Raw genomic sequence first — 21443 nt, forward strand, 5'->3', positions numbered from 1 at the left:
AGCGTGCCCACCAATCCATCCATCGCGCAAGATACGGCACGCTTCTAGGACGCTACGGGGTCTCACGGCTCTAAGGGCACTCCTTCAGAGCGGGCAATGGTGGGCACGGCGCTACGCGCCTTTGCCCACCCTACGTCACCGGTTTCCTGCGCGTCAGCGCCGCGCCCCATCCGCCCCCGAATCGCCGGAATATGTCGGCTTGTTAACGTCCCTGCGCCCTTGGCAGGGGAAGAGCCTGTTCCCATGTCCTGCCTTGAGGGTTTTCCTTCTGTTTCCCTCTGGGAGGACGGATCATGTCGTACGACTCGGGCAATTCGGGCGCCTGGCGCAATGACGGCGGGGCGCAGCCGCACGCCTACGACCCCTATCTGCACCCGGAGCTGTTCCGCGGCGTTGCGACGCGGCGCGTGTTCGCCTTCCTGATCGACATGGTAGTTATCTCGGTGCCGGTGATCCTCGGCTACATCTTCATCGCATTGTTTGGCGTGGTCACGCTCGGCATCGGCTGGGCGCTGTTCTGGCTGGCCTGGCCGGCCTCCGTGATCTGGGCCATCGTCTATTACGGCGCCTGCATTGGCGGCCCCTCCTCCGCGACGATCGGCATGCGGGTGATGGATCTGGAGCTACGCACCTGGTACGGCGCACCCGGTTACTTCGTGCTCGGCGCCACCCATGCCGTGCTGTTCTATGTGACGGTCTGCTTCCTGACGCCTTTCGTCGTGCTGCTCGGCCTGTTCAACGGCCGCCGGCGCTTACTGCACGATTTCGTGCTGGGAACGGTCGTGATCAACAATTCCGTCCGCGCGCCGGTGCCGCAGGCGGCAAGGACCTGGTGATCAACCGCTTACTAACCGGGATCCACTAAGGTGACTGCTGACCTGACCTGCCGAGCTGACCAATTGACCGGGGGCTTCCGTAGCGCGATGCTGATACTCACTTCGGAGGCCCACGACGTCCCTTGACCCAGCACTCGCGCGATACCCCCCAATTTTACCTTACGGCGCCGTCCCCCTGCCCGTATCTGCCGGGTCGGCATGAGCGCAAGGTGTTCACGCACCTCGTTGGGGAGCGCGCCGGTGACCTCAACGACCTCCTGACCCATGGCGGCTTCCGCCGCAGCCAGTCGATCGCCTACCGCCCGGCCTGCGACCAGTGCCGCGCCTGCGTCTCGGTCCGGGTCATCGCCAACGAGTTCCGCCCCTCCCGCAACTTCCGCAAGGTGATGGCGCGCAACGCGGACATCATCGGCGAGCAGCGCAACGCGGTGCCGACCTCCGAGCAATATTCGGTGTTCCGTGCCTATCTCGACGCCCGCCACCGCCATGGCGGCATGGCCGACATGACCGTGCTCGACTACGCCATGATGGTCGAGGATAGCCATGTCGAGACCCGCATCATCGAATACCGCAAGCGCGGCCCCGACAGCGGCATCACCGGCCGTGGCGAGGAGCTGATCGCGGTCGCACTCACCGATGTGCTCAGCGACGGCCTGTCGATGGTCTATTCATTCTTCGAGCCGGGCCAGGTCAGCCGCTCGATGGGCACCTTCATGATCCTCGACCACATCGCCCGCGCCCGCCGGCAAGGGTTGCCCTACGTCTATCTCGGCTACTGGATCGAGGGCTCGAAGAAGATGGACTACAAGGCCCGCTTCCTGCCGCAGCAGCGCCTCGCGCCCTCGGGCTGGCTGCGCATCGATGCACAGGGCGATGCGGCATCCGAGCCGCAGGATTGACCCTCACGGTTGCCCCTTCCGACCTCGCGCCGGCTTTCAGGGCGCCAAGGCTGCGACGGCCTCTGAGCCGACCGCTTTGGAGATGCCCTCGCGGCCGAGGATGAATTTGAGCGCAGAGATTCCGGGAAGGAAGAAATAGCCTCCCCCCAGCGTCCGCGTAAAAGCAGCCAGCGACACTTCCTCGCCGCTTGCCAATCCCGGCATGGAGAAGCTCCTGGTGGCAGCCGGCTTGCCGACGAGAGGGTCGTCCTGGTCGTTGAGGCAGACGAACCGGGGATTTCGCAACCAGCGCTGGTAGATGAACTCGAACTGCCGCTCGAGATCGGCGTTGCACGCGATGAAGAAGATGCCCTTGCGCGGCTTATCGTTCGCAACCTCCTCGCGATAGGGCCGACCTCGGCGCAGCAGCCGGTGCAGCTTGACCGACTTGATGCTCGATTGCACATCGATACCGAGCGTATCCCTCGGATTGACCCGGCGGATATGGGCTCCCTTCGGACAGCCAAAGCCGTTCGCGTCGTCGACACGAAAGCGAAATGCATCGGCTTTCGAATCCGAAATCGAAACGTCGGGATCGCCCTGCCACGACAATGGCTTTCCATTCTTTCGACGGCCCATCACCTTCTCGCAGACGGCCTGGCCGTAGACCGCTTCAAATCTCGCGAACGCGTCGACATCCTGCTCGATCTGGCGAACCGCGAGATAGGTTCCGTTCAGCGCGAAGCGGCCGCTCGTATACGTGGCATCGCCCGGCCATCGCTTGACGTTGGGGCAATAGGTCAGCTCGTCATATTCGTTGCGATAGCCCAGAATGAATTCCCCCGGGGCGACGACGCGATCCTCGTACAGGATGCCGGCATCCCGCCTGATCTTCCTGCGCTCGGCGCCGCGCTCTTCCCTGAGCTCGCTGATTACAGGCTGCGCGAGGCCATCGCGAAACCCGAAGGACTCGTACAATCTCTCTTCTTCGTCGCCCGCCTTCTGCTGGAAGGCGCAGGGATCGTTGTCGATCTTGATGACATCGAACACGCTGGGATCAGGATCCAGTTCTGCTGACTTCTCCGGCGCGCTCGCCATCTCGGCAGCGCTCCGTCGCATTCTCCATTCGCCAACCAGGACATGCACGGGGTCGCCGGCACCGCCTTCAACATCGGACCAGCGCCATTCTCGCGGGCCGTCCCTCAACAGCAACGCGCGCAGGTCGCAGCCCATGCCGCTGCTGAACGGGGACGGGAACGGATGCGCAGCAGTCTCGTCGCATCCGAGCTTTGCCAGCCCCAAATAGCTGAAAGCGATCGCGACGGCATCGTCGACGGGGTGGGTCCTCGATTTCCTGACATCGGCGGCACTGACGACCAGCTTCTTGTCGACGAGCCCTGCGAGCCACGCCCGGGCATCGTCCTCGCGGCCCGCCTTGATCGTCAGCAGCCAGAAGCGGCTGGTCTTCAACCAGCCAAAGCCGCTTCCGAGCATTCCCTGAATGTCCTCGAGCTGTTCGGAGAGATGCGAAGCCTTCATGTTTCGATCGCCCTCATGATGAAGTCGTCGTTCCTGTCGTTGCGCTCGCCGAACAGGGCATCGCGCAGCCCGGTCGCGAGGTCGATCTCCTCGATCGTCGCTTTGCACGCGTCGAAGCGATACATGTGCGGAAGCATGCTGTCGCGGGCGTAGGACTTGAATTTCAACTCGCACTTCACACCGCGAAAAAGCACGAAACGCGTCGGCGGAAAATCGCGCGGCACCTTGATGTCCGGCTGCCCGACCGCCGCCGATCCCCGCGGCCTCAGCGTCGTCCATCGCCAGGCCAACGTGGTCCCGATCGTCGCGCCGTTGATGAAATCGTCGAGGTAACCGCCGAAATTGCCGTCATAGTTCGAGCAGAATAGAAAGCGCCGGCCGTCCTCGATAATGTGCCAATGGCCGAAATGGATACCCGGTGCATCACCGAGCCGCCCCTCGGTGAAGAACACCCGCCCAAAGAAGGTCACGACACGCAGGGACACACGGATCCACCAGGCACTCCATCCGTTCGGGCTGCGGATATCAGTCAGGCTGACCATGTGCGCGGTCCCACTGGCCAACAGCGCTTCGCACTGGTCGATTGACGGATGAACCTGCTGGGCCCGGGCAACATCGTCTTCGTAGGGATGAAAGAACCACTTGCTCAAGGCCTCAAACCGGCGATTGATCCAGGAGAAGAAGGTCCCGATGCAGAGCAGCGCGACGATCGCAAGCACGCCGAAGAGGGCGAGCTTCCATCCCGGAACCCGCGCAGTCAAAGCCGTGATCCCTTCCATGATCGGCTTGGGATAGAAGACGAAGACCACCGCGCACACCAAAATGGCAACGAGCAACGGCACGACCACGATCCAGCCGACCACACGGGTGGAGAATGACGACCACGTCTCGGTCGGCCGTTCGAGTTCGCGGCGGACGCTGTCCACCCATCGCCGCCAGGGCGCGAACAGGGCCGGCAGCGCGACCAGGAGCAGCCACCCCAGGAACAGCAGCGCGACAAAGGCGAGAAGCGCCCTGACGCTCGCCCACACGATCTCCATGCTCACAGTGCTTATGACGTCCACCACGGACTGCATCGGGGGATAGGATGCGCCGACGAACCAGGTGATCGCGCCGAACAATCCTTTCGGCAGCGCACCCACGAGCCAGACCAAGGCCAGCCACAAGCCGAAAACAACGAGCCCATAGCCTACCTTTGCCGAGATGCTCGCACCCTTCCCGCGCCAATAGGACCGCGGTGCAGGCTGCATCGCCCAGTCGAAGCGCGGGTCCTGGAATGCCCGCTGCGCCAGCGCAAGCGCGAACGATGCACGGTCATCGCCGTACATGGCTCTCAACTTGCGTCCCTCGTCCCGGGTCCATATCAGGAGGTCGTGCTCCTTCCTGATCTGGCGGGCCGTTCGGTCGCGAGGACCGACGAAACCGCCATCGGCGAGACTGAGCCACCCGATCAGCTTGTCGAACAATTGTCCGTTGCGCGCGCTCACCAGCGCAGGCCCGCCGCCGGGCCAGTAAGAGCTGAAGAGCGACCACATCGCGCCGCTGGGATGATGGACCAGCCGGTACAGCATGTCCTTGGGACCGATGCCTTCCTCGACGGCAAGCTCGAGCATCAGCAGCGGCGCCTGGTCCTCTGCGTCCGTGCGCGCCGGCAACAGTGCGATGGACGCGAACTGAATGACAGCAACATCGTCAAACAGTGCATTCAGCGCGGACTGCATGTCTCCCGAGTCGGAAAAATCCACCGCGCCGCGCCAGCCTGGCGCAATGATGCAGATCATCTGCTGCCGGACCATTTTGAGCATGGACTGTCCTTCCACGATCCGTCAGACGAAGTTCACGCGCATGCGAGACATCAATGGGCCGTCATAGGCGATGGCCTTGCCCTCGCCCCGCGTCAGTCGCAGCTCGGGCAGGATCAGCAGACCGATCAGCGCGCTGGTCAGGATTTCGACCGCGTAATCCTTGGCAGGACATTGGCGGGTGCCGTATCCGAACATCAGCCAGCGCAAATCCTGATGCGGCCCCCAATTGCGGGCGGGACAGAACTGACGGCTCTTCTTGACCACCCTGGAATCGAACAGGGCGGCAATCGACCAGATCGCCATCTTGCCGCCAGCGGAGCACGGCGCGTTGTGCCGCGCCCCGGTCTCGAATTCCGTATCGCGCGGCACGTCGCGCGCGAGCAGCGGAAAGATGGGCCGAAAGCGCATCAGCTCGAGCACGTGCTCGCGCACCAGATCGCGGAACTTGGCGTCTTGCCAAACGCGGGCCGGCCCGAGCCGCTCGGCTTCCGCCCGCAAGGCCCGGTGAACCCCGGAGCGCCCGAGCAACTCCTGCACGGCCAGTGCCCCCGATTGCACCGTGACCGGATGCGAAATCCAGGCAAGACCGGCGGCATTCCGCGTGATCTCGCTGGCGGTGCTGTGGACACCCCAAGCCTGTTCGATGTCGCGGCTCACGGCGGCGATACGTGCCCGCAACGCATCCGAGCAGAGTTCTGCCCGTCGCTGAACCCTCAGCGTCGCAGTGCTTCCGGCAAGGAGCTGGCCTGCGACATATCTGATTTCCAGGAGATATTGCCGTTGTAGCCCCGGGTCGTTGAAATTGCCATGCGCGCCCGCCACCACCTTGCCCGTTGCCGCTCCGAACAGCGGATCCATCGCTCGAAACACGATCCACATCAGGTAGTCGTCAATGAGGTCGAACGACTTGTTCGTGCCGAGTTGCCCAAGCTGCTCGACGAGTCGCTGAACCTCCTGATCGGCCGCAGCCGGCAAGCTCGCAGCCAGCAAAGCCAACCGGGCATCGAGCAGACGCCGGTCGTCGTGGTAGGTAGGGCCCGGATCCATGCCAATCAGGTAATCGCCGGCGGCCAGATTGGCCGCATGGGCAGAGTTCGAGAAACTCTGCGGCCTGGTCAGGACACCCTTGACCGCACTGGCGCGCGCCGCCATGCCGAACCAGCCACCCGCGAACGGCCAAAGCCGAAGCACCGCACCGACGGCTCGCAACGCCCTCGGACGGCGATTGGCCCAACAGAAGATCCCATAGGAGAGGCTGCGGAGCCCCGGCGGCATTGCATCAGGAGTGCCAGCTGAGATTTTCATGCTGCGTACCCGTCCTTCCGCCAATCTGTGAGCGCCGCGGCGGCCCGCATCCGGTAGTGAGGCATGCCCAGACGCTCCGCCGCCTCGGCGGTTCGCTTGAAATGCGCTTCGGCCCCGGCCTGATCGCCGGCCTGCCGCAGCGTTTCGGCGAGCTCATACAGGGCTTCGGTCTGGTGTCCGTATTCCTCGGCGGCTTGCTCGACCGCTTTGCGTCCGACGGCGATCGCATCGTCCAGTCGGCCGAGCTTGCGATAGGCGACACCCAGGCTCACGCGCATGAACGTCCTGCCATAGGGGCCGGCCGCCTCGTAGATGCGATCGGCGAACCCCTTCTCCAGCATGGGCACCGCTTCGGCGGCCTTGCCATTGCGCGCCAGCGCGCTGCCGAGAACGCCGGTGCAGACGGACAGCATGGTCGGCACGTTGTGCGTCATGCATTGCTGCACACCCGTGCGCATCAGGGACTCGGCGCGGTCGAGCTCCTCGCGTTCGACCCAGATCTGCGATTGGACCGTGTCGATCAACAGACGGGAATATGGGTGATCGATGTTCGACAGAATCTCATAGCTCTTGGCGAAGAAATCGTCCGCCGCGCCGCCATCCCCGAGGCGCCACAGCGTGCTGGCATGAAATGCGTACAGGTTGATGATCGGAATCGCCGCCCAGCCCGGTTGGACATAATGCGCCGACAATTCCGGTTCGTAGTCCGACAGCAGGATCCGGCCCTCGGCCGCCGCGTCCGCGTACCGCCCGAGCGCATGCAGATGCATGAGGCGGGTCTGATGCGCCGCCATCATCATGTGACGACGCTGTGCGAGGCGAGCCGCTTCCAGTCCCTGCGAAGCGTAGCCCAGACCTTGCTCGAAACGTCCGCGCATCCACAGAAACACTGCTGTCTCGGTCGAAACCGCCGCTCGTGCACGCTGATCGTTCAGCTGCACGGCGATGGCTTCAGCCCGCTCCATGTTGTCGAAGATCTCGTCGATCTGCCCGAGAGCCAGCATTGCGCCAATGGCCTCCAGTCGGAGCGCGAGCTCCAGGGTCTGGGCGGTCGTCGCGCCCTCGACGCGCCGTGCCGCCTGGATGCCCTTCTCCAGCAATTGGACGGCCTCCCGATTGGCCGAGCGCGAGATGGCACGCGCCATCGACTTGACGGCGAATCTTGCCGCCTGCTCCCATTCCTCGCCCCCGAAGGCATGATGCGCCAGTGCCGGCGCGGCATCGACATCGGCGGCCCCGGGCTGGGCGTGCAGCGCCAGGAAGGCTTGGCGATGCAGCGCCTTGAGCCTGGCGCGCGTGAGCACCCCGAGCACGACGTCACGGACCAAGGCATGGCGGAACGCGAAGGCGTGCGATCCCCTCGCCTGGTCCGGACTCGTCAGCAATCCGGATGCGACACAAAGGCCTAGCAATTCTTCGGCGCGATCGAGGTCCACGGCCTGCATCGCGGCAACCAGATCGCGCGTGATGGGATCACCAAGGATGGCCGCAGCCTCGAGCGCCGACTTTGCGGCTTCGGGCAGCCTGTCGACCCGCGCCCCGATCACCGCCGCGATGGAGCCCGGCACCCGCAGCTCTCCGAGGGGCCTCTGCAAACGGTAGGCGCCAGGGGTCCCTTCCAGCGACCCGTCATCGATCAGCGTGAAAACCAGTTGCTCCAGGAAGAAGGGATTGCCGTCGGCACGCGCGACCAGTTCGGTCATGACGCCAAGCACGGACGGATCATCGCCGAGACAGGCGCGCGCGAGCTGGAGCATTTCTCCGTCGCCCAGCGGCTCGATCACGCGCTCGGAAAACCAGGACGCCCGACGCCACTGATGGTCGAAATCCGGTCGATAGGTGACGCAAATCAGGACCGGCAGCGCCTGAAGTTTTGGAAGCAGGCCCTCGAACAGCCGCCGGCTCTCGCGGTCGGCCAGGAAGACGTCCTCGAGCACGAGCAGGAAAGCGCCGGACCGCACGCGTCTGCGCACGAGCCAGAGCAACGCCTCGCCGATCCGGCGCCGTCGTTGCGCCGGGTTCAGCGCCAGCCAGGCCTCATCCGGTGCCGCAAGTCCCAAGAGATCATTGACCGCCGCCAGATGCTCGGCGCCGTCATCGGGCCATTTCGCAATCAACGCCTGCTTGGCGGAATGCCGAATGTCTGCCGCGCTGGTTTGCGCAAGCCCGACCAAACTTGCAGTCAGATCGGTGGCGGTGCTATAGGCCCGCGTGCTCGCATACCCTCTCGCCTGCGAAAAGCAGACGTCCACGCCCTCTTGCGCGAGGCTGTCCATCCAGTCGACGATCAGGCGCGACTTGCCGATCCCGGCATCGCCACACAACCCGATGGTTCGCATTCCGGACTTTTGAACGGTCTCCAGGGTCCCTTCCAGGATCCTCAAGGTGTCTTCGCGTCCGATCAGAGGCGCCCAGCGCGGCTTCCGCGTCAATGGCGCGGCCGCCGAACTTTCGGTCTCCACCACGACTTCATGCACTTCGATCGGAACATCCAGTCCGCGCACGATCCGCACGCCCGCCGTACGCGTGTCGATCTGCTGCGCGACCAGCCGCTGCGTCGCGGCGCTGATCAGGATGCCGCCGGGCGGCGCCATCTTTTCAAGTCGCGAAGCGAGATGGATTGTCTTTCCGTCCGCGCCGTAGTGCGACCACCGGTACTGTCCGACGATACCGACCAGCACCTCGCCCGAATTGATACCGATGCGTAGCGTCGGGCTGACAACGCCTCCGATATCTTGGGCTGGAATGGATGCTCTCTGCATCTTGAGAGCGGCAAGGCACGCCCGCAGGGCGTGGTCTTCCTGCGCCACGGGCGCGCCGAACAAGGCGACGAGGCCATCGCCGAGCAACTGGCTGACCGTGCCTCCATAGGTCTCGACCGCGTCAGCCAACCGGTCCAATGCCCTACCGAGATAGGCGCGGGCTTCCTCGGGGTCGACATGCTGCAACAGGGAGGTCGAATTGCAGACGTCGACGAACAGCACGCTGACCTGCTTGTTTTCAGTCAGCATCTGCGAGCGAACGGGAAGATGATGGTGCAGCTGGACGACGTGCGCATCGCGGTCCGGGGCGCCCGGCTCCTCCGCGTTACGATTGAGACTCGCACCACATTGAGAGCAGAAGCGATGCTCGCGGGAAATACGGGCTGAACAAGCGGGACACCTGGTCACGGCAGCACACACTCATCAATGACTTGAACGAAATTACCAACGCGTTCTGGCTTGAACATCGCCCCTTCGGGGCGTGAACCCGCTCAGCAGAAAAACAAGCTGTCGATCAATCCAAACGATCAAATCAAAAATTTCGTGCGCCAACTCTATTCGCGCACAACCGATAGATGAGTCCGGAGAATTGCAGTGGCCGCTCTTGGTCCGGCGCAGGATCCGCCGATCATCCCGCCGGAAGCAAAATCAATGCTGAAACAGGGGTTATTATTGTACGCCCGGTCAGCAATTGCAACTAGTATACGCGCGCCGCACAAATTGAAAAGTGACAGTTTGCCAAATCGAGTTCCGACGCCAGGTTTTGCAACCCCTGCGCGCGAAATCGAAAGCAAAGTCGCCAGCCAAGACATCTATCCGGGCAGACGCTCGCTTTCGGGAAGGTCACGCTCGCTGCCTGATCGGGGGCCGTCCGAGCAAGGCCCACTTCAACCGGCCGGATAGATAGCCGCCGCCCTCACCCGAACAGCGTATCCACCAGCAGCTTCACGTTCAAAATCACGATGACGCCCGCGACGATCCACGCGATCGTCGCGACATAGCCTGGAATCGCGAACTGCCCCATCTTGCGACGGTCGGAGACGAAGCGGACCAGCGGGATCACCGCAAAGGGCAGCTGCATCGACAGCACGACCTGGCTGAACACCAGCAGATCAGCGGTGCCGCGCTCGCCATAGATCGCCGTCACCACGATCACCGGAACGATGGCGATGCCGCGGGTGAGCAGGCGGCGCGCCCAGCTCGGCAGGCGCAGGTCGAGAAAGCCTTCCATCACGATCTGGCCGGCGAGCGTCGCCGTCACCGTCGAGTTCAGGCCGGAGGCGAGCAGCGCCACGGCGAACAGCGTCGAAGCGATGCCGAGGCCGAGCAGCGGCGAGAGCAGCTCGAAGGCCTGGCCGATCTCGGCAACGTCGGAATGGCCGCTCTTGTGGAAGGTTGCGGCTGCGACCACCAGGATCGCGGCGTTGATGAACAGCGCCAGCATCAGGGCGATGGTCGAGTCCGTCGTCGCCCATTTGATGGCCTCGCGCCGGCCGGCGTCGTTGCGCTCATAGGCGCGCGTCTGCACGATCGAGGAATGCAAATAGAGATTATGCGGCATCACCGTCGCGCCGATGATCCCGATCGCGATGTAGAGCATCTCGGGGTTGGTGAAGATCTCGCTCTTCGGCATGAAGCCGTGCAGGACCTCCGCCACCGGCGGCGCCGCAGCCACGATCTGGACCGCGAAACAAACCGCGATCACCGCCAGCAGCGCGATGACGAAGGCTTCGAGGAAACGGAAGCCGCGGTTCATCAGCAGCAGCAGCAGGAAGGCATCGAGGGCCGTGAGCAGCGCCCCGCCGATCAGGGGAATGCCGAACAGCAGCTTCAGCGCGATCGCGGTGCCGATGACCTCGGCGAGATCGCAGGCGATGATCGCCGCCTCGCAGGCGAGCCAGAGCAGGAAATTCACCCCCGGCGAATAGGTGGCGCGGCAGGCCTGCGCGAGGTCGCGGTCGGTGACGATGCCGAGCCGTGCCGCCAGCGACTGCAGCAGGATCGCCATCAAATTCGAAAGCAGGATGACCGACAGCAGCGTGTAGCCGAACTTGGAGCCACCGGCGAGGTCGGTCGCCCAATTGCCGGGGTCCATGTAGCCGACTGAGACCAGATAGCCCGGGCCGACAAAGGCGAGCAGCCGGCGCCACCAGCGGCCCGCGGCCGGAATGGCGACCGTGGCGTTGACCTCGGCGAGACTTTTGGTGACGGGCGCATCAGCGCGCCAGCCGGCGGCGTCGGGACTCAAATCAGGCGATCGGGCATCCATGCGGCGAGAATACCGAAATCGAGTCTTATTGCAACTCATTTGCAACTGCATCTAGCGGCATGGGTTCCCGCTCCGGCCGTTATTCGCCGCCGTGTCGGGAAGCGGGTGGGTTTGGCGGCCGTTGGCGCCGGATACTGGCGCCAACCCGACTTTGCAGGAAATGAGCCATGTCAAACCCGCCTCGCCTCCCCGACACCTTTGGCCGCCTCGCCTGGTCTAACCTCGCGGCGCAGTCGGCCGAGCAGATCGCGCTGGCCGCAGCTCCCATCGTCGCCGTGCTCACGCTCGGGGTCGCGGAAGGCCAGACCGGCCTGCTGCAGACCGCACTGACCCTGCCCTTCGTGCTGTTCGCGATTCCGGCCGGCCTGCTCGCCGACCGCATCTCGCGCCGCTCGCTGATGGCCGGGGCCGAGGCGCTGCGGGCGGTGGCCCTCGGGACAATCGTGCTGCTGCTCGCGCTCGGCGCCCTCAATCTTCCGCTGCTGGCGCTGCTCGGCTTCGCAGCCGTGTGCGGCACCGTCGTCTACAGCGTGGCCGCGCCGGCGCTGGTGCCGTCGTTGGTGAGCTCCGACCTCCTGCCGGCGGCGAATGCCCGGATCGAGCTGGCGCGCACCGTCGCCTTCGCCAGCGGACCCGCCCTCGGCGGCGCGCTGGTAGGATGGTGGGGCGCGAGCCCGGCGTTCGGCTTCGCCGCGGCGCTCTCGGCGATTGCGGTGGTGCTGCTCTCGGGCATCTTCGAACCGGCGCGCGCACCCGCCCCGCGGCGCCATCCGTTCCAGGAGATCCGCGAAGGCGCGGCCTTCGTATTCTATCATCCGCTGCTGCGGCCGGTGTTCATCACCCAGTTCATCTTCAACACCGGCTGGTTCCTGCAGATCGCGGTGTTCGTGCCCTATGCCGTGCGCCATCTCGGCCTCACCGCCGCCGGCGTCGGCACGGTGTTGACCATGTACGGCGTCGGCATGGTGATCGGCGCGCTGTTCGCGACGCGCGTGATGCAGCGCGTGGCTTTCGGCACCGTCGTCGGTCTCGGCCCGGTGACGGGCTTCGTTGCAGCTGTGGTGATGGCGCTGACGGTGCTGGTCCCCTCGCCCTGGCTCGCGGCGTTGAGCTTCTTCCTGCTCGGCGTCGGGCCGATCCTCTGGGTGATCTCGACCACGACGCTTCGCCAGTCCGTGACGCCGCCGCGCCTCTTGGGCCGCGTCTCCGCCATCAACATCATGAGCTACGGCGCGCGCCCGCTCGGCTCGGCGCTGGGCGCGGTCGTCGGCGGCCTCTGGAGCGCCGAAGCCTGCCTTTATCTCGCGGCCGCCGTGTTCGGCGCGCAGGCGCTGGTGATCTGGCTGTCGCCGGCCGTGGCACTGGATCGGCAGCCGGACATGGTGGGGGATGAAGTCGCGGCGCGGTGCTAATTCGCCAGATACCGCTCGTAGCTCCCCGTCACCGGCTCGCTGGCGTCGACCTCGGGATCGAGCGTGTAGAGATCCTGCGCACGGCCGATGCCACGCAGCGCGTAGCGGCCGGTGGAGACCAGATAGCGCCGGCCGGCGGCATCCAGGCCCTTGTAGAATTCCGCCGATGCCAACAGCTCGCGGTCGACCGAGCGGCTCATCGAGGCGATGCGGCTGACCTCGTTGACGGTCGGCCCGACCACCGTGAAGTCGAGCCGGTCCTCGCTGCCGATATTGCCATAGAAGACCTCGCCGACATGCAGGCCGATATAGGCCGAGGTGGTGGGACGGCCGTCGGCCTCGCGCCGCTTGTTCAACGCCGCGACGTTCTTGCGGAACAGATGCTCGGCGCGGAGCGCAGCGCGCCGCGCATCCGCCATGTCCTCACCCCAGAACATCGCGAGCACGCCGTCCCCGATCAGCTTGAGCACGTCGCCGCCGGCCTCGTGGATCGCGTCGATCACGGCCTGCGCGTAGTCGTTGAGGAACGGGATGATCTCGTCGGGGCCGATGCTCTCGCTGATTCCGGTCGAGCCGCGCAGATCCGAGTACCAGAGCACGGCGTTGATGCGCTCGGTGACGCCGCGCGAGATGCGGCCGCGCAGCACCTGCTCGGAGGCGTCGCGGCCGAGATAGACGCGCCCGAGCGTGCGCGCGATGTCGACCTGCTGGGCCGATTTGATCGCGAGCCCCAGCACCGGCACGAGATCGCGCAGCGCCTCGAGCTCGCCGCCGGAGAAGCCGCTGTCGCGGCGCGTGGTCCAGCAGGAATAGAGGCAGTCCATCAGGCCGAGCGCGCCGTTCTCGCCGAAGCGATGCACGAAGGCGAGATAGTGCTTGTGGCCTTTTTCTGCGAGTTCGCCGATCTGGGAGAAATCCATCGACGGCGCGTCGGCCAGATCGATCACCATCTCGTCGTGGCCATGCTCCAGCATGTGGAAGAACACCGAGCGGCGCCAGCTTGCGGCGGCATCGCCCTCGGCGGTCGAGCGGTATTCGAACGCGTCGCTCTCGTTGCTGGGACGGTCGCTCCAGCGGAAGCCGCGGCCCTCATAGATCGGATGCAGCGTGTCGATCACGACCAGCGCACGCGACAGCTCCAGCCCCTCGGCGCGGCAGCGCTCGCAGAAGCCGCGGAGCAGTTCGTTTTCGGGAAGGCCCGTGAGCCCCTGGCCGGTCAGCCAGTTCATCAGCGCAAGGCGCGAGGTCAATTGCATGCGCCATTATGGCGTGCATTCGTGACGGGCGAAAGGCCGCGCGCGAACGTGCGCAACGAGGCTCCCGCCCGCAGCAGGTCGAATATGCCATAGGCGCGGTTGACGCGCTGTCGTGCCGGCTGCAAATGGAACCGATGTCACTGCCGACCAGAAATACAGGAATATGAGCCAGCGCCAGCTTCCGATCATCCTGGCGCTCGGCACCACGCAGACCCTGGCCTGGGCGTCCAGCTATTATCTGCCGGCGCTGATCGCCGATCCCATGGCGCGTGACCTCGGCGTCTCCTCCAACTGGATCTTTGGCGCGTTCTCGGCCTCGCTGGTGATCTCGGCGATGCTCGGCCCGCGCATCGGCCGTCAGATCGATCTCGTCGGCGGCCGGCAGGTGCTGTCGGCTTCGAACCTGACCATTGCCACCGGCCTCGCGCTGCTTGGCTTCGCACATTCCGTCCCGGTGATGGTATTCGCCTGGCTCGTGCTCGGCATCGGCATGGCGATGGGGCTCTACGACGCCGCCTTCGCCGCGCTGGGGCGCATCTACGGCACCGAGGCGCGCAGGCCCATCACCGGCATCACGCTGATGGCGGGCTTCGCCTCCACCGTCGGCTGGCCGCTCACAGCCTGGGGCCTGTCCCATATCGGCTGGCGCGAGACCTGCTTTGCCTGGGCCGCTGCCAACATCCTGATCGGCCTGCCGCTCAACTTCTTCATGCTGCCGACGATCAAGGGCGCCAGGCAGGCGGCGGCGGCCGAGAAGCCGCATCTGCCGCTCGACCGCACCATGGTCCTGCTCGCCTTCATCTTCGCGGCGGTCTGGACCGTCACCGGCGCCATGGCCGCGCATTTCCCGCGCATCCTCGAGACGACAGGCGCAACGCCGGTCGAGGCGATCGCGGCCGGCGCGCTGATCGGCCCGGCGCAGGTCGGCGCGCGCATCCTGGAAGCCGGCTTCCTCAGCCGCTTCCATCCGCTGTGGTCGACCCGGCTCGCCTGCCTGACCCATCCGATCGGCGCGGTGATCGTGGCGATCTTCGGCGGCGCGGCGGCGAGCGCGTTCGCGCTGTTCCACGGCTCGGGCAACGGCATTCTGACGATCGCGCGCGGCACGCTGCCGCTGTCGATCTTCGGCCCGAAGGATTTCGGCTATCGCCTCGGCATCATCGGCGCCCCGGCACGCATGGCGCAGGCGGTGGCGCCGCTGACCTTCGGCCTGCTGATCGACCTCATGGGCGCCAAGGTGCTGATCGTCTCGTCCGCGCTCAGCCTCTCGGCGCTGGCGGCGTTGTTCCTGATCCGCACCAAGCCGCGACCGGATTGACCATGCCCGAGGTTTCGCGCACAAGCGGGCCATGACCGAGGACGCTGGCCCGCCCCGCACATTCAAAAGCTTCCTGCGCTGGGCCACCACCCCGCCGCAGGCCTGGGGCGTCTACCTCCTCGCCATTCTCTTGATCTGGCTGGTCTCGTTCTACGCCGGCACCCTCAAGCCGAAGAAGACGCCGGACGCGAGCCCGCCCATAGTGACGGCACCAAAGGGCTGATCCGCCTTAGTCGTAAAACTCCGGCGCCATTTTCTGGCTGTCGCGCTGGGCCTTGTCGTGGTTGATCCAGAGCTGCGCCTTCTCCTTGGCCAGCGTGTCGGCGATCTTCTGCATCGAGGCCGCGGTCTGGTCCTTGTCGACGTTCATGCTGGGCACGCGGCGGTTCTCCCAATTATCCCTAAAATGGACGGCGTCGCCCGACAGCACCACCGCGCCGGTCTTCGGCAGTTTCACCAGCAGCGACTGATGCCCGGGCGTGTGGCCGGGCGTCGACAGGATGGTCACGCTGCCATCGCCGAAGACGTCCTTGTCGCCGTTGAGCAGCTCGACCGGGTGCGATGGCTTGAAGCGCGGCTGGTTGTTGGCGCCGGGCCAGTCATATTCGGCCTTCTGCACGTAGAGCGTGGCCTGCGGGAACAGCTCGACATTGCCGGTGTGGTCGGGGTGCGTGTGCGAGACCGCCATCGCCTTGACGTCATCGGGCTTCAGCCCAAGCTGTTCGAGCTGGGCGGCAAGCGTCTTCGGCCGGCGCCAGGTGGTAGCCTTGGGATCGGCGGGCACGAGACCATTCGGCATGCTCGCGACGGAATCGGCGATGCCGGTGTCCCACAGGAACCAGCCCTTGCTGTGCTTGACGAGGTAGCAGGTGTCGACGAAGTCCATCGACTTGCCTTCGTTCAGGCCGGGCGTCCAGCGCGAGATATCCCCTGCGGTGCCCTCGCCGCAGTTGAGCACATAGAGCTTCTCGACGCCGGCCTTTTCCGATTGCGCCAGCGCCGCGGGGCCGGACAGAGCGAGCGCAGCGAGGGCGACGGCGAACGTGATCCTGGGCATCATTGTTCCTCCGATACAGCCATGCGGGCTGCGACCGAGGATCAACCCCGGCCGCATCGCAGAATTCCGCTCGCGTGGTTCACGTCAATGCAGGCAGGTCTCGACCTCCACCGTGACGTGACTGAGGCCCTTCAATCCGGCGAGCCGCCGCTTGTAGACGGCCGGCTGCTTCGGCTTGTCGGACACCACCGAGAGCAGCACGGCGCAATGGCCGGGACCGACCTGCCACAGATGCAGGTCAGTGACGCGGTCGTCGCCGACCTCCATGCGCGCCCGGATCACCCGCTCCAGCTTCTCATCGGCGCGTACGTCGAGCAGCACCGCGCCTGACGACTTGATCAGGCCGAACGCCCAGGCCGCGATCACCACGCTGCCGATCAGGCCGACCGCCGGATCGGCCCAGACCCAGCCCGAATACATGGCGACGGCAAGAGCTGCGATCGCCAGCACCGAGGTCGCGGCATCGGCCATGACATGGACGTAGGCCGCTCGAAGGTTGTTGTCGTGATGATGGTGATGGCCGTGATGATCATGGTCGTGATCCCCGTGGGCATCATGCGCATGGCTGTGGCCGTGATCATGGCCGTGATGGTGATGATCGTGGCTGCCCTGCAGCAGCCACGCGCTGGCGAGGTTGACGCAAAGTCCGAGGACGGCCACCGCGATCGCCTCGCCATACACGATCGGCACCGGATTGATCAGCCGCAGCACGCTCTCATAGGCGATCTCGACCGCGATCAATCCCAAAATGATCGCGCTGGCGAAGGCGGCGAGATCGCCGAACTTGCCGGTGCCGAAGGTGAAATGCGCATTGCCCAGATGCCGCCGCGCGAAACGATAGGCGAAGGCGGCGATGCCGAGCGCGGCCGCATGCGTGCCCATGTGCCAGCCGTCGGCGAGCAGCGCCATCGAACCGAACAGCGAGCCGGCGACAATCTCACCGACCATCATGACCAGCGTCAGGACGACCACGAACCAGGTGCGCCGCTCGTTCTCGTCGTGCTTCTGGCCGAGAAAGGCGTGGTCATGGGTCCATTGTTCGATGGAATGGGAATGCATCGAATTCTCCAGGGGATTCAGGTCTGCTGGGGTTCAGTATAGACCGGCGGGCAGCACTTTTCGAAGGTCCAATCGTCCCGCGGATTGACAGTGCTTCTTAGTTTCGATGTAATCTGCGCCATGGGGATTTGAGCGATCTCCCCACGAGGCGACACGCCCAAGCATCGCGTCCCGTTCGGTTCTTGCGAGGACGCATCATGTCTACATTCACGACCATATCGTCTGACAAATTGGCACGGTTGATCGGCACGGCGAACACGCCTGTCCTGATCGACGTGCGGACTGAAGAGGATTTTGCCGCCGACCGGCGGCTGATCCCCGGCTCTATCAAGCTCAGCCACGAGAATGTGACTGACTGGGGCGGCGACTTCGCCGGCCGCCGGGCTGTCGTCTCGTGCTTCCGCGGCGAGAAGCTCGCGCAGGGCACGGCGGCCTGGCTCCGCCAGCTCGGCGTGGAGGCCGAGACTCTCGAGGGCGGCTTCGAGGGCTGGAAGGCGGCCAAGCTGCCGCTGGTCGACGCCCGCAAGCTGCCGCCGCGCGATGCCAAGGGGCGCACGGTCTGGGTCACGCGGGCGCGGCCGAAGGTCGACCGCATCGCCTGCCCCTGGCTGATCCGCCGCTTCGTCGATCCCAATGCGGTGTTCCTGTATGTGGCCCCGTCCGAGGTGGTCGCGGTCGGCGAGCGGTTCAACGCCGCGCCGTTCGACATCGAGAACGTGTTCTGGAGCCACCGCGGCGAACTCTGTACCTTCGACGTGATGATCGAGGAGTTCGGCATTGCGACGCCGCCTTTGCTGCGGCTGGCCACGCTGGTGCGCGGCGCCGACACCGCGCGGCCCGACCTCGCCCCGGAGGCGCCCGGCCTGCTCGCGGCCTCGCTCGGGCTGTCGCGGATGTATGACGACGACCTCGCGCAGCTCGAAGCCGGCATGACGCTCTACGATGCCTTCTACCGCTGGTGCCGCGACGCCACCACCGAGACCCACAACTGGCCGACCAACAGGGTGAAGGCGTAATGGACACGCGGAATGTTCAAGCAGGAGCTGATGCCGGTCACGGCATCAGCTTCAACGAAGCGTTCCGCGTCTGGCTTCGCGTCGCCTGCCTGAGTTTCGGCGGGCCCGCGGGCCAGATCGCGGTGATGCACCGCATCCTGGTCGAGGAGAAGAAGTGGATCTCCGAAGGCCGTTTCCTGCATGCCCTGAATTACTGCATGCTGTTGCCGGGACCGGAGGCCCAGCAGCTCGCCACCTATGTCGGCTGGCTGATGCATCGCACCGCCGGCGGGCTGATGGCGGGGGGGCTGTTCATCCTGCCCGGCATCATCGCCATCATGGGCCTCAGCTACATCTACGCGGCTTTCGGCAACGTCAGCTTCGTCGAGGCGCTGTTCTTCGGACTCAAGGCCGCCGTGCTCGCCATCGTCATCGAGGCCGTGGTACGCGTCGGCAAGCGCGCGCTGAAGAACCGCATCATGATCGCGCTCGCGGCAATCGCCTTCGTCGCGATCTTCTTCTTCGCAGTGCCCTTCCCGATCATCATCATCGCGGCAGGCCTTATCGGTTATGCCGGCGCGCGAAGCGGCCGCGCCGAATTCGCGCCGGCCGGTCACGGCCATGGCGCTAGCGGCGCCGCGATCGACAGCATGCTCGGCGAAGCCGTGCCCGACCACGTCAAACCCAACATCGCGCGCGCGATCCGCGTCGGCGCACTGTGGCTGGCGCTCTGGCTGGTGCCTGTCATCGCACTGCTCCTGGTACTCGGGCAAGGCAACGTCTTCAGCCAGATCGCGCTGTTCTTCTCGAAGATGTCGCTGGTCACCTTCGGCGGCGCCTATGCGGTGCTGGCCTATGTCGCCCAGCAGGCCGTCGAGCACTATCACTGGCTGAAGCCGCACGAGATGCTGGACGGTCTCGGCATGGCCGAGACCACGCCGGGCCCGCTGATCATGGTGCTGCAGTTCGTCGGTTTCATGGCGGCCTATCGGGACCCGAGCGGCCTGTCGCCGATGCTGGCGGCGACCCTGGGTGGATTGCTCGCCACCTGGGTCACGTTCACGCCCTGCTTCCTCTGGATCTTCGTCGGCGCGCCCTATATCGAGCGCCTGCGCGGCAACACCGGCCTCGCCGGCGCGCTCAGTGCGATCACCGCCGCCGTCGTCGGCGTGATCCTCAACCTCTCGATCTGGTTCGCGCTCCACACGCTGTTCCGCGAGACCGTGCCGGTGCATGCGTTTCCGCTGAACTTCGACATGCCGGTGCTGAGAAGCGTCGATGTGCCGGCGCTGCTGCTGGCGATCGCAGCAGCAACGGCGATCTTCCGGCTCAAGCTGGGCATGCTGACGGTGCTGGCGGGCAGCTGCGCGGCGGGCGTGGCGCTAAGGCTGGCGGGGGTGATTTGAGGCACGTACTCGTCGGTTCGTTGGTCCGGTTTGCTGTTGGAAGGCAACATCGAAGCCGACGGGGCTGCATGGCGGCTTTGGGCCAGCAAGAGACTCGCGCATCGCACTCGGCCGTGGTCGCCTGAACTATCGGTAGAGCCACGCCGAGGTTGCGCGCCGTACTGGGCACCTCATCGGCTACCAACAGCTTATGCATCGGGTTGTCGGGATTGACCAGGATCGCGATTTGCGAGGCCCCGGGCACCAATTCCCGGAGGATTTCTATTCGCTTTGCTACGAAATATTGCGTCGCAGAGCGGCGCGAAGCGACCCGGCCGGTCGTCGCCAGATCTGCGCCTCATCGTCGTCTCTCTGTTTGAGCTCTTAAAGTCCATGTCAGCGTCGCTAGGCTGGTGATCGGCGCTGCGACCGTTACGCCTAACGCAGGAACACCCTCGGAGCGGCAGAGTTAAGCCGACAAACCACCTACCCCATGAAGGAGAAAAAGTCATGGCCCGCGCAACAGCCCATCCGGATCATCACTGCATCTCAAGCGAAGACATTCAAGGAACCGAGGTGTATGGAGCAGATGGAAAGAATATCGGTGAGATTGATCACCTAATTATCGACAAGGTGTCAGGTCGCGTGGCTTATGCCGTTATGAGCTTCGGCGGATTTGTCGGCTTGGGTCACAGCCATTACCCCATTCCCTGGGGCGCTCTGACGTATGATACGTCACTTGAAGGCTTCCGAACCAATATCACGGAGCAACAGCTGAGGGACGCGCCTGAGTTTAGCGATGACTCCTGGGAAGATCGAAATTGGGAAACCCGAACCCACCGGTATTACGGGACGCCCACCTACTGGGAAGGGCGAGGTGGCCTATAACGCCGACTAGATCAGCGAAATCCGATCGTGAGTGCCAGCTGAACTGATCGGCCGGCCCCCACGCGGTCGGATCAGATCTGGCAGCTTTTGATTTCGTCCCAAGGTTAGGAACCCCAATCCGGTCGCCAATGGCGGCGAGGTCTCAAGCTTGGATGACGTTCGCTGCCGCATTGTCGAGCGAAGCTCTGGTCTGTTCCTGATCCATTGGCGCTGCCTTGCCAGCCGCACTGTGGGCCCCCCGATGTCCCGTTCGGGTCACGAGTGCCATTTGGAATGGTCGGCTGGTTGCTTTCGGTCTCCCCAATGAGCCTCCTAGCTTTCGCCCTACCGGCTCGGCGCGAGAGCGTACGTACGCCTAAGGAAGAGGGATGACTGTTTCAGAGGAAGTCCGAGTTTGGCGGTTACGAGCGCGAGTCTTTGCGGTTGCTGGAGCCCTATGTCTCGCCTTGATTTTCTTGCTGAAGATTCTCGATCCAACCGAGTTCGCGAAAGGCTTGATTGGTCCGCTTGTTCTGGTGCTCGTTTTCCTTTGGCTGTACGGGCTGTTTTGCACCTATCGGTATTGGAAAGATTTTAGAGAAGATGAAGTACGGCGCGGCGGATCAGCGGAAACCGCGCGTGAAAAATGGCATAAACTGCACCCGCCCGCAGGCTAGATGCTGGTGGGACGCAACGGGCC

At 64.8% G+C, this 21443-nt stretch carries 17 protein-coding genes; 9 read left to right on the top strand and 8 right to left on the bottom strand.

Going from position 1 to position 21443, the window contains the following annotated elements; all coding sequences use genetic code 11:
- Positions 1 to 293 precede the first annotated feature (293 nt).
- On the top strand, positions 294 to 836 hold the full coding sequence (locus tag GGD65_RS04240; protein ID WP_018320037.1) for an RDD family protein: 543 nt from the start codon (positions 294 to 296) through the stop codon (positions 834 to 836).
- Between the two features lie 122 nt (positions 837 to 958).
- Positions 959 to 1735 carry an arginyltransferase gene (locus GGD65_RS04245; protein WP_183234472.1) on the top strand — a complete coding sequence of 259 codons (777 nt, stop codon included), beginning with the start codon at positions 959 to 961 and terminating at the stop codon, positions 1733 to 1735.
- A gap of 36 nt (positions 1736 to 1771) precedes the next feature.
- On the opposite strand, the gene GGD65_RS04250 is transcribed toward GGD65_RS04245, so the two are convergent.
- The 5 genes from GGD65_RS04250 to GGD65_RS04270 all read right to left on the bottom strand — a co-directional run bounded on the left by GGD65_RS04250 (position 1772) and on the right by GGD65_RS04270 (position 11394).
- Positions 1772 to 3253, bottom strand: a complete 1482-nt coding sequence (locus GGD65_RS04250) for a Dyp-type peroxidase domain-containing protein (protein WP_183234473.1) — start codon at positions 3251 to 3253, stop codon at positions 1772 to 1774.
- Complete coding sequence (locus GGD65_RS04255; protein WP_183234474.1) at positions 3250 to 5058, bottom strand: hypothetical protein; 1809 nt, start codon at positions 5056 to 5058, stop codon at positions 3250 to 3252. The genes GGD65_RS04250 and GGD65_RS04255 overlap by 4 nt, the downstream gene beginning before the upstream one ends.
- Positions 5059 to 5079: 21 nt before the next feature.
- Positions 5080 to 6210 (bottom strand): cytochrome P450, encoded by a 1131-nt coding sequence (locus GGD65_RS04260; RefSeq protein ID WP_246783189.1) that lies wholly within the window; start codon positions 6208 to 6210, stop codon positions 5080 to 5082.
- 149 nt (positions 6211 to 6359) lie between these two features.
- On the bottom strand, positions 6360 to 9374 hold the full coding sequence (locus tag GGD65_RS04265) for an adenylate/guanylate cyclase domain-containing protein (RefSeq protein WP_210316846.1): 3015 nt from the start codon (positions 9372 to 9374) through the stop codon (positions 6360 to 6362).
- Positions 9375 to 10041: 667 nt separating this feature from the next.
- The gene (locus GGD65_RS04270) at positions 10042 to 11394 is read right to left on the bottom strand and encodes an Nramp family divalent metal transporter (RefSeq protein ID WP_179740197.1); all 1353 of its coding nucleotides are present in this window, start codon (positions 11392 to 11394) and stop codon (positions 10042 to 10044) included.
- A 167-nt stretch (positions 11395 to 11561) separates the two neighbouring features.
- Here GGD65_RS04270 and GGD65_RS04275 point away from each other — a divergent pair, with 167 nt between their 5' ends.
- On the top strand, positions 11562 to 12806 hold the full coding sequence (locus tag GGD65_RS04275; RefSeq protein WP_183234476.1) for an MFS transporter: 1245 nt from the start codon (positions 11562 to 11564) through the stop codon (positions 12804 to 12806).
- Here GGD65_RS04275 and GGD65_RS04280 read toward each other — a convergent pair.
- Entirely contained in the window at positions 12803 to 14062 is a 1260-nt protein-coding gene (locus GGD65_RS04280; protein ID WP_179740201.1) for an adenylate/guanylate cyclase domain-containing protein, read from the bottom strand. The two genes, GGD65_RS04275 and GGD65_RS04280, sit on opposite strands and share 4 nt — an antisense overlap.
- A 163-nt stretch (positions 14063 to 14225) precedes the next feature.
- On the opposite strand from GGD65_RS04280, the gene GGD65_RS04285 reads away from it, so the two are divergent.
- Positions 14226 to 15380, top strand: a complete 1155-nt coding sequence (locus GGD65_RS04285) for an MFS transporter (RefSeq protein ID WP_183234477.1) — start codon at positions 14226 to 14228, stop codon at positions 15378 to 15380.
- A 31-nt stretch (positions 15381 to 15411) separates the two neighbouring features.
- Positions 15412 to 15603 carry a hypothetical protein gene (locus GGD65_RS04290; RefSeq protein ID WP_183234478.1) on the top strand — a complete coding sequence of 64 codons (192 nt, stop codon included), beginning with the start codon at positions 15412 to 15414 and terminating at the stop codon, positions 15601 to 15603.
- 6 nt (positions 15604 to 15609) lie between these two features.
- Here GGD65_RS04290 and GGD65_RS04295 read toward each other — a convergent pair whose 3' ends face one another.
- Both GGD65_RS04295 and dmeF read right to left on the bottom strand, forming a co-directional pair.
- Positions 15610 to 16440, bottom strand: a complete 831-nt coding sequence (locus GGD65_RS04295; RefSeq protein WP_183234479.1) for an N-acyl homoserine lactonase family protein — start codon at positions 16438 to 16440, stop codon at positions 15610 to 15612.
- Positions 16441 to 16521: 81 nt separating this feature from the next.
- Positions 16522 to 17496 carry a CDF family Co(II)/Ni(II) efflux transporter DmeF gene (gene dmeF / locus GGD65_RS04300; RefSeq protein WP_018320025.1) on the bottom strand — a complete coding sequence of 325 codons (975 nt, stop codon included), beginning with the start codon at positions 17494 to 17496 and terminating at the stop codon, positions 16522 to 16524.
- Between the two features lie 197 nt (positions 17497 to 17693).
- Here dmeF and GGD65_RS04305 point away from each other — a divergent pair, with 197 nt between their 5' ends.
- From GGD65_RS04305 to GGD65_RS04320, 4 genes are all read left to right on the top strand, one after another.
- Entirely contained in the window at positions 17694 to 18512 is an 819-nt protein-coding gene (locus GGD65_RS04305; RefSeq protein WP_183234480.1) for a chromate resistance protein ChrB domain-containing protein, read from the top strand.
- Entirely contained in the window at positions 18512 to 19897 is a 1386-nt protein-coding gene (gene chrA, locus GGD65_RS04310) for a chromate efflux transporter (RefSeq protein ID WP_183234481.1), read from the top strand. The genes GGD65_RS04305 and chrA overlap by 1 nt, the downstream gene beginning before the upstream one ends.
- Positions 19898 to 20386: 489 nt before the next feature.
- Positions 20387 to 20764 carry a PRC-barrel domain-containing protein gene (locus GGD65_RS04315; RefSeq protein ID WP_018320022.1) on the top strand — a complete coding sequence of 126 codons (378 nt, stop codon included), beginning with the start codon at positions 20387 to 20389 and terminating at the stop codon, positions 20762 to 20764.
- Between the two features lie 368 nt (positions 20765 to 21132).
- The gene (locus GGD65_RS04320) at positions 21133 to 21420 is read left to right on the top strand and encodes a hypothetical protein (protein WP_157644363.1); all 288 of its coding nucleotides are present in this window, start codon (positions 21133 to 21135) and stop codon (positions 21418 to 21420) included.
- Positions 21421 to 21443: the final 23 nt, after the last annotated feature.

This window comes from Bradyrhizobium sp. CIR18, assembly GCF_014198295.1.
Lineage (GTDB): Bacteria > Pseudomonadota > Alphaproteobacteria > Rhizobiales > Xanthobacteraceae > Bradyrhizobium.

Coding starts and splice junctions, on each gene's coding strand:
- GGD65_RS04320 (WP_157644363.1), top strand. CDS start 21,133: ATGACTGTTTCAGAGGAAGTCCGAGTTTGGCGGTTACGAGCGCGAGTC.
- GGD65_RS04255 (WP_183234474.1), bottom strand. CDS start 5,058: ATGCTCAAAATGGTCCGGCAGCAGATGATCTGCATCATTGCGCCAGGC.
- GGD65_RS04285 (WP_183234477.1), top strand. CDS start 14,226: ATGAGCCAGCGCCAGCTTCCGATCATCCTGGCGCTCGGCACCACGCAG.
- GGD65_RS04250 (WP_183234473.1), bottom strand. CDS start 3,253: ATGAAGGCTTCGCATCTCTCCGAACAGCTCGAGGACATTCAGGGAATG.
- GGD65_RS04315 (WP_018320022.1), top strand. CDS start 20,387: ATGGCCCGCGCAACAGCCCATCCGGATCATCACTGCATCTCAAGCGAA.
- GGD65_RS04290 (WP_183234478.1), top strand. CDS start 15,412: ATGACCGAGGACGCTGGCCCGCCCCGCACATTCAAAAGCTTCCTGCGC.
- GGD65_RS04305 (WP_183234480.1), top strand. CDS start 17,694: ATGTCTACATTCACGACCATATCGTCTGACAAATTGGCACGGTTGATC.
- GGD65_RS04295 (WP_183234479.1), bottom strand. CDS start 16,440: ATGATGCCCAGGATCACGTTCGCCGTCGCCCTCGCTGCGCTCGCTCTG.
- chrA (WP_183234481.1), top strand. CDS start 18,512: ATGGACACGCGGAATGTTCAAGCAGGAGCTGATGCCGGTCACGGCATC.
- GGD65_RS04240 (WP_018320037.1), top strand. CDS start 294: ATGTCGTACGACTCGGGCAATTCGGGCGCCTGGCGCAATGACGGCGGG.
- GGD65_RS04265 (WP_210316846.1), bottom strand. CDS start 9,374: ATGCTGACTGAAAACAAGCAGGTCAGCGTGCTGTTCGTCGACGTCTGC.
- GGD65_RS04270 (WP_179740197.1), bottom strand. CDS start 11,394: ATGGATGCCCGATCGCCTGATTTGAGTCCCGACGCCGCCGGCTGGCGC.
- dmeF (WP_018320025.1), bottom strand. CDS start 17,496: ATGCATTCCCATTCCATCGAACAATGGACCCATGACCACGCCTTTCTC.
- GGD65_RS04280 (WP_179740201.1), bottom strand. CDS start 14,062: ATGCAATTGACCTCGCGCCTTGCGCTGATGAACTGGCTGACCGGCCAG.
- GGD65_RS04275 (WP_183234476.1), top strand. CDS start 11,562: ATGTCAAACCCGCCTCGCCTCCCCGACACCTTTGGCCGCCTCGCCTGG.
- GGD65_RS04260 (WP_246783189.1), bottom strand. CDS start 6,210: ATGGCGGCGCGCGCCAGTGCGGTCAAGGGTGTCCTGACCAGGCCGCAG.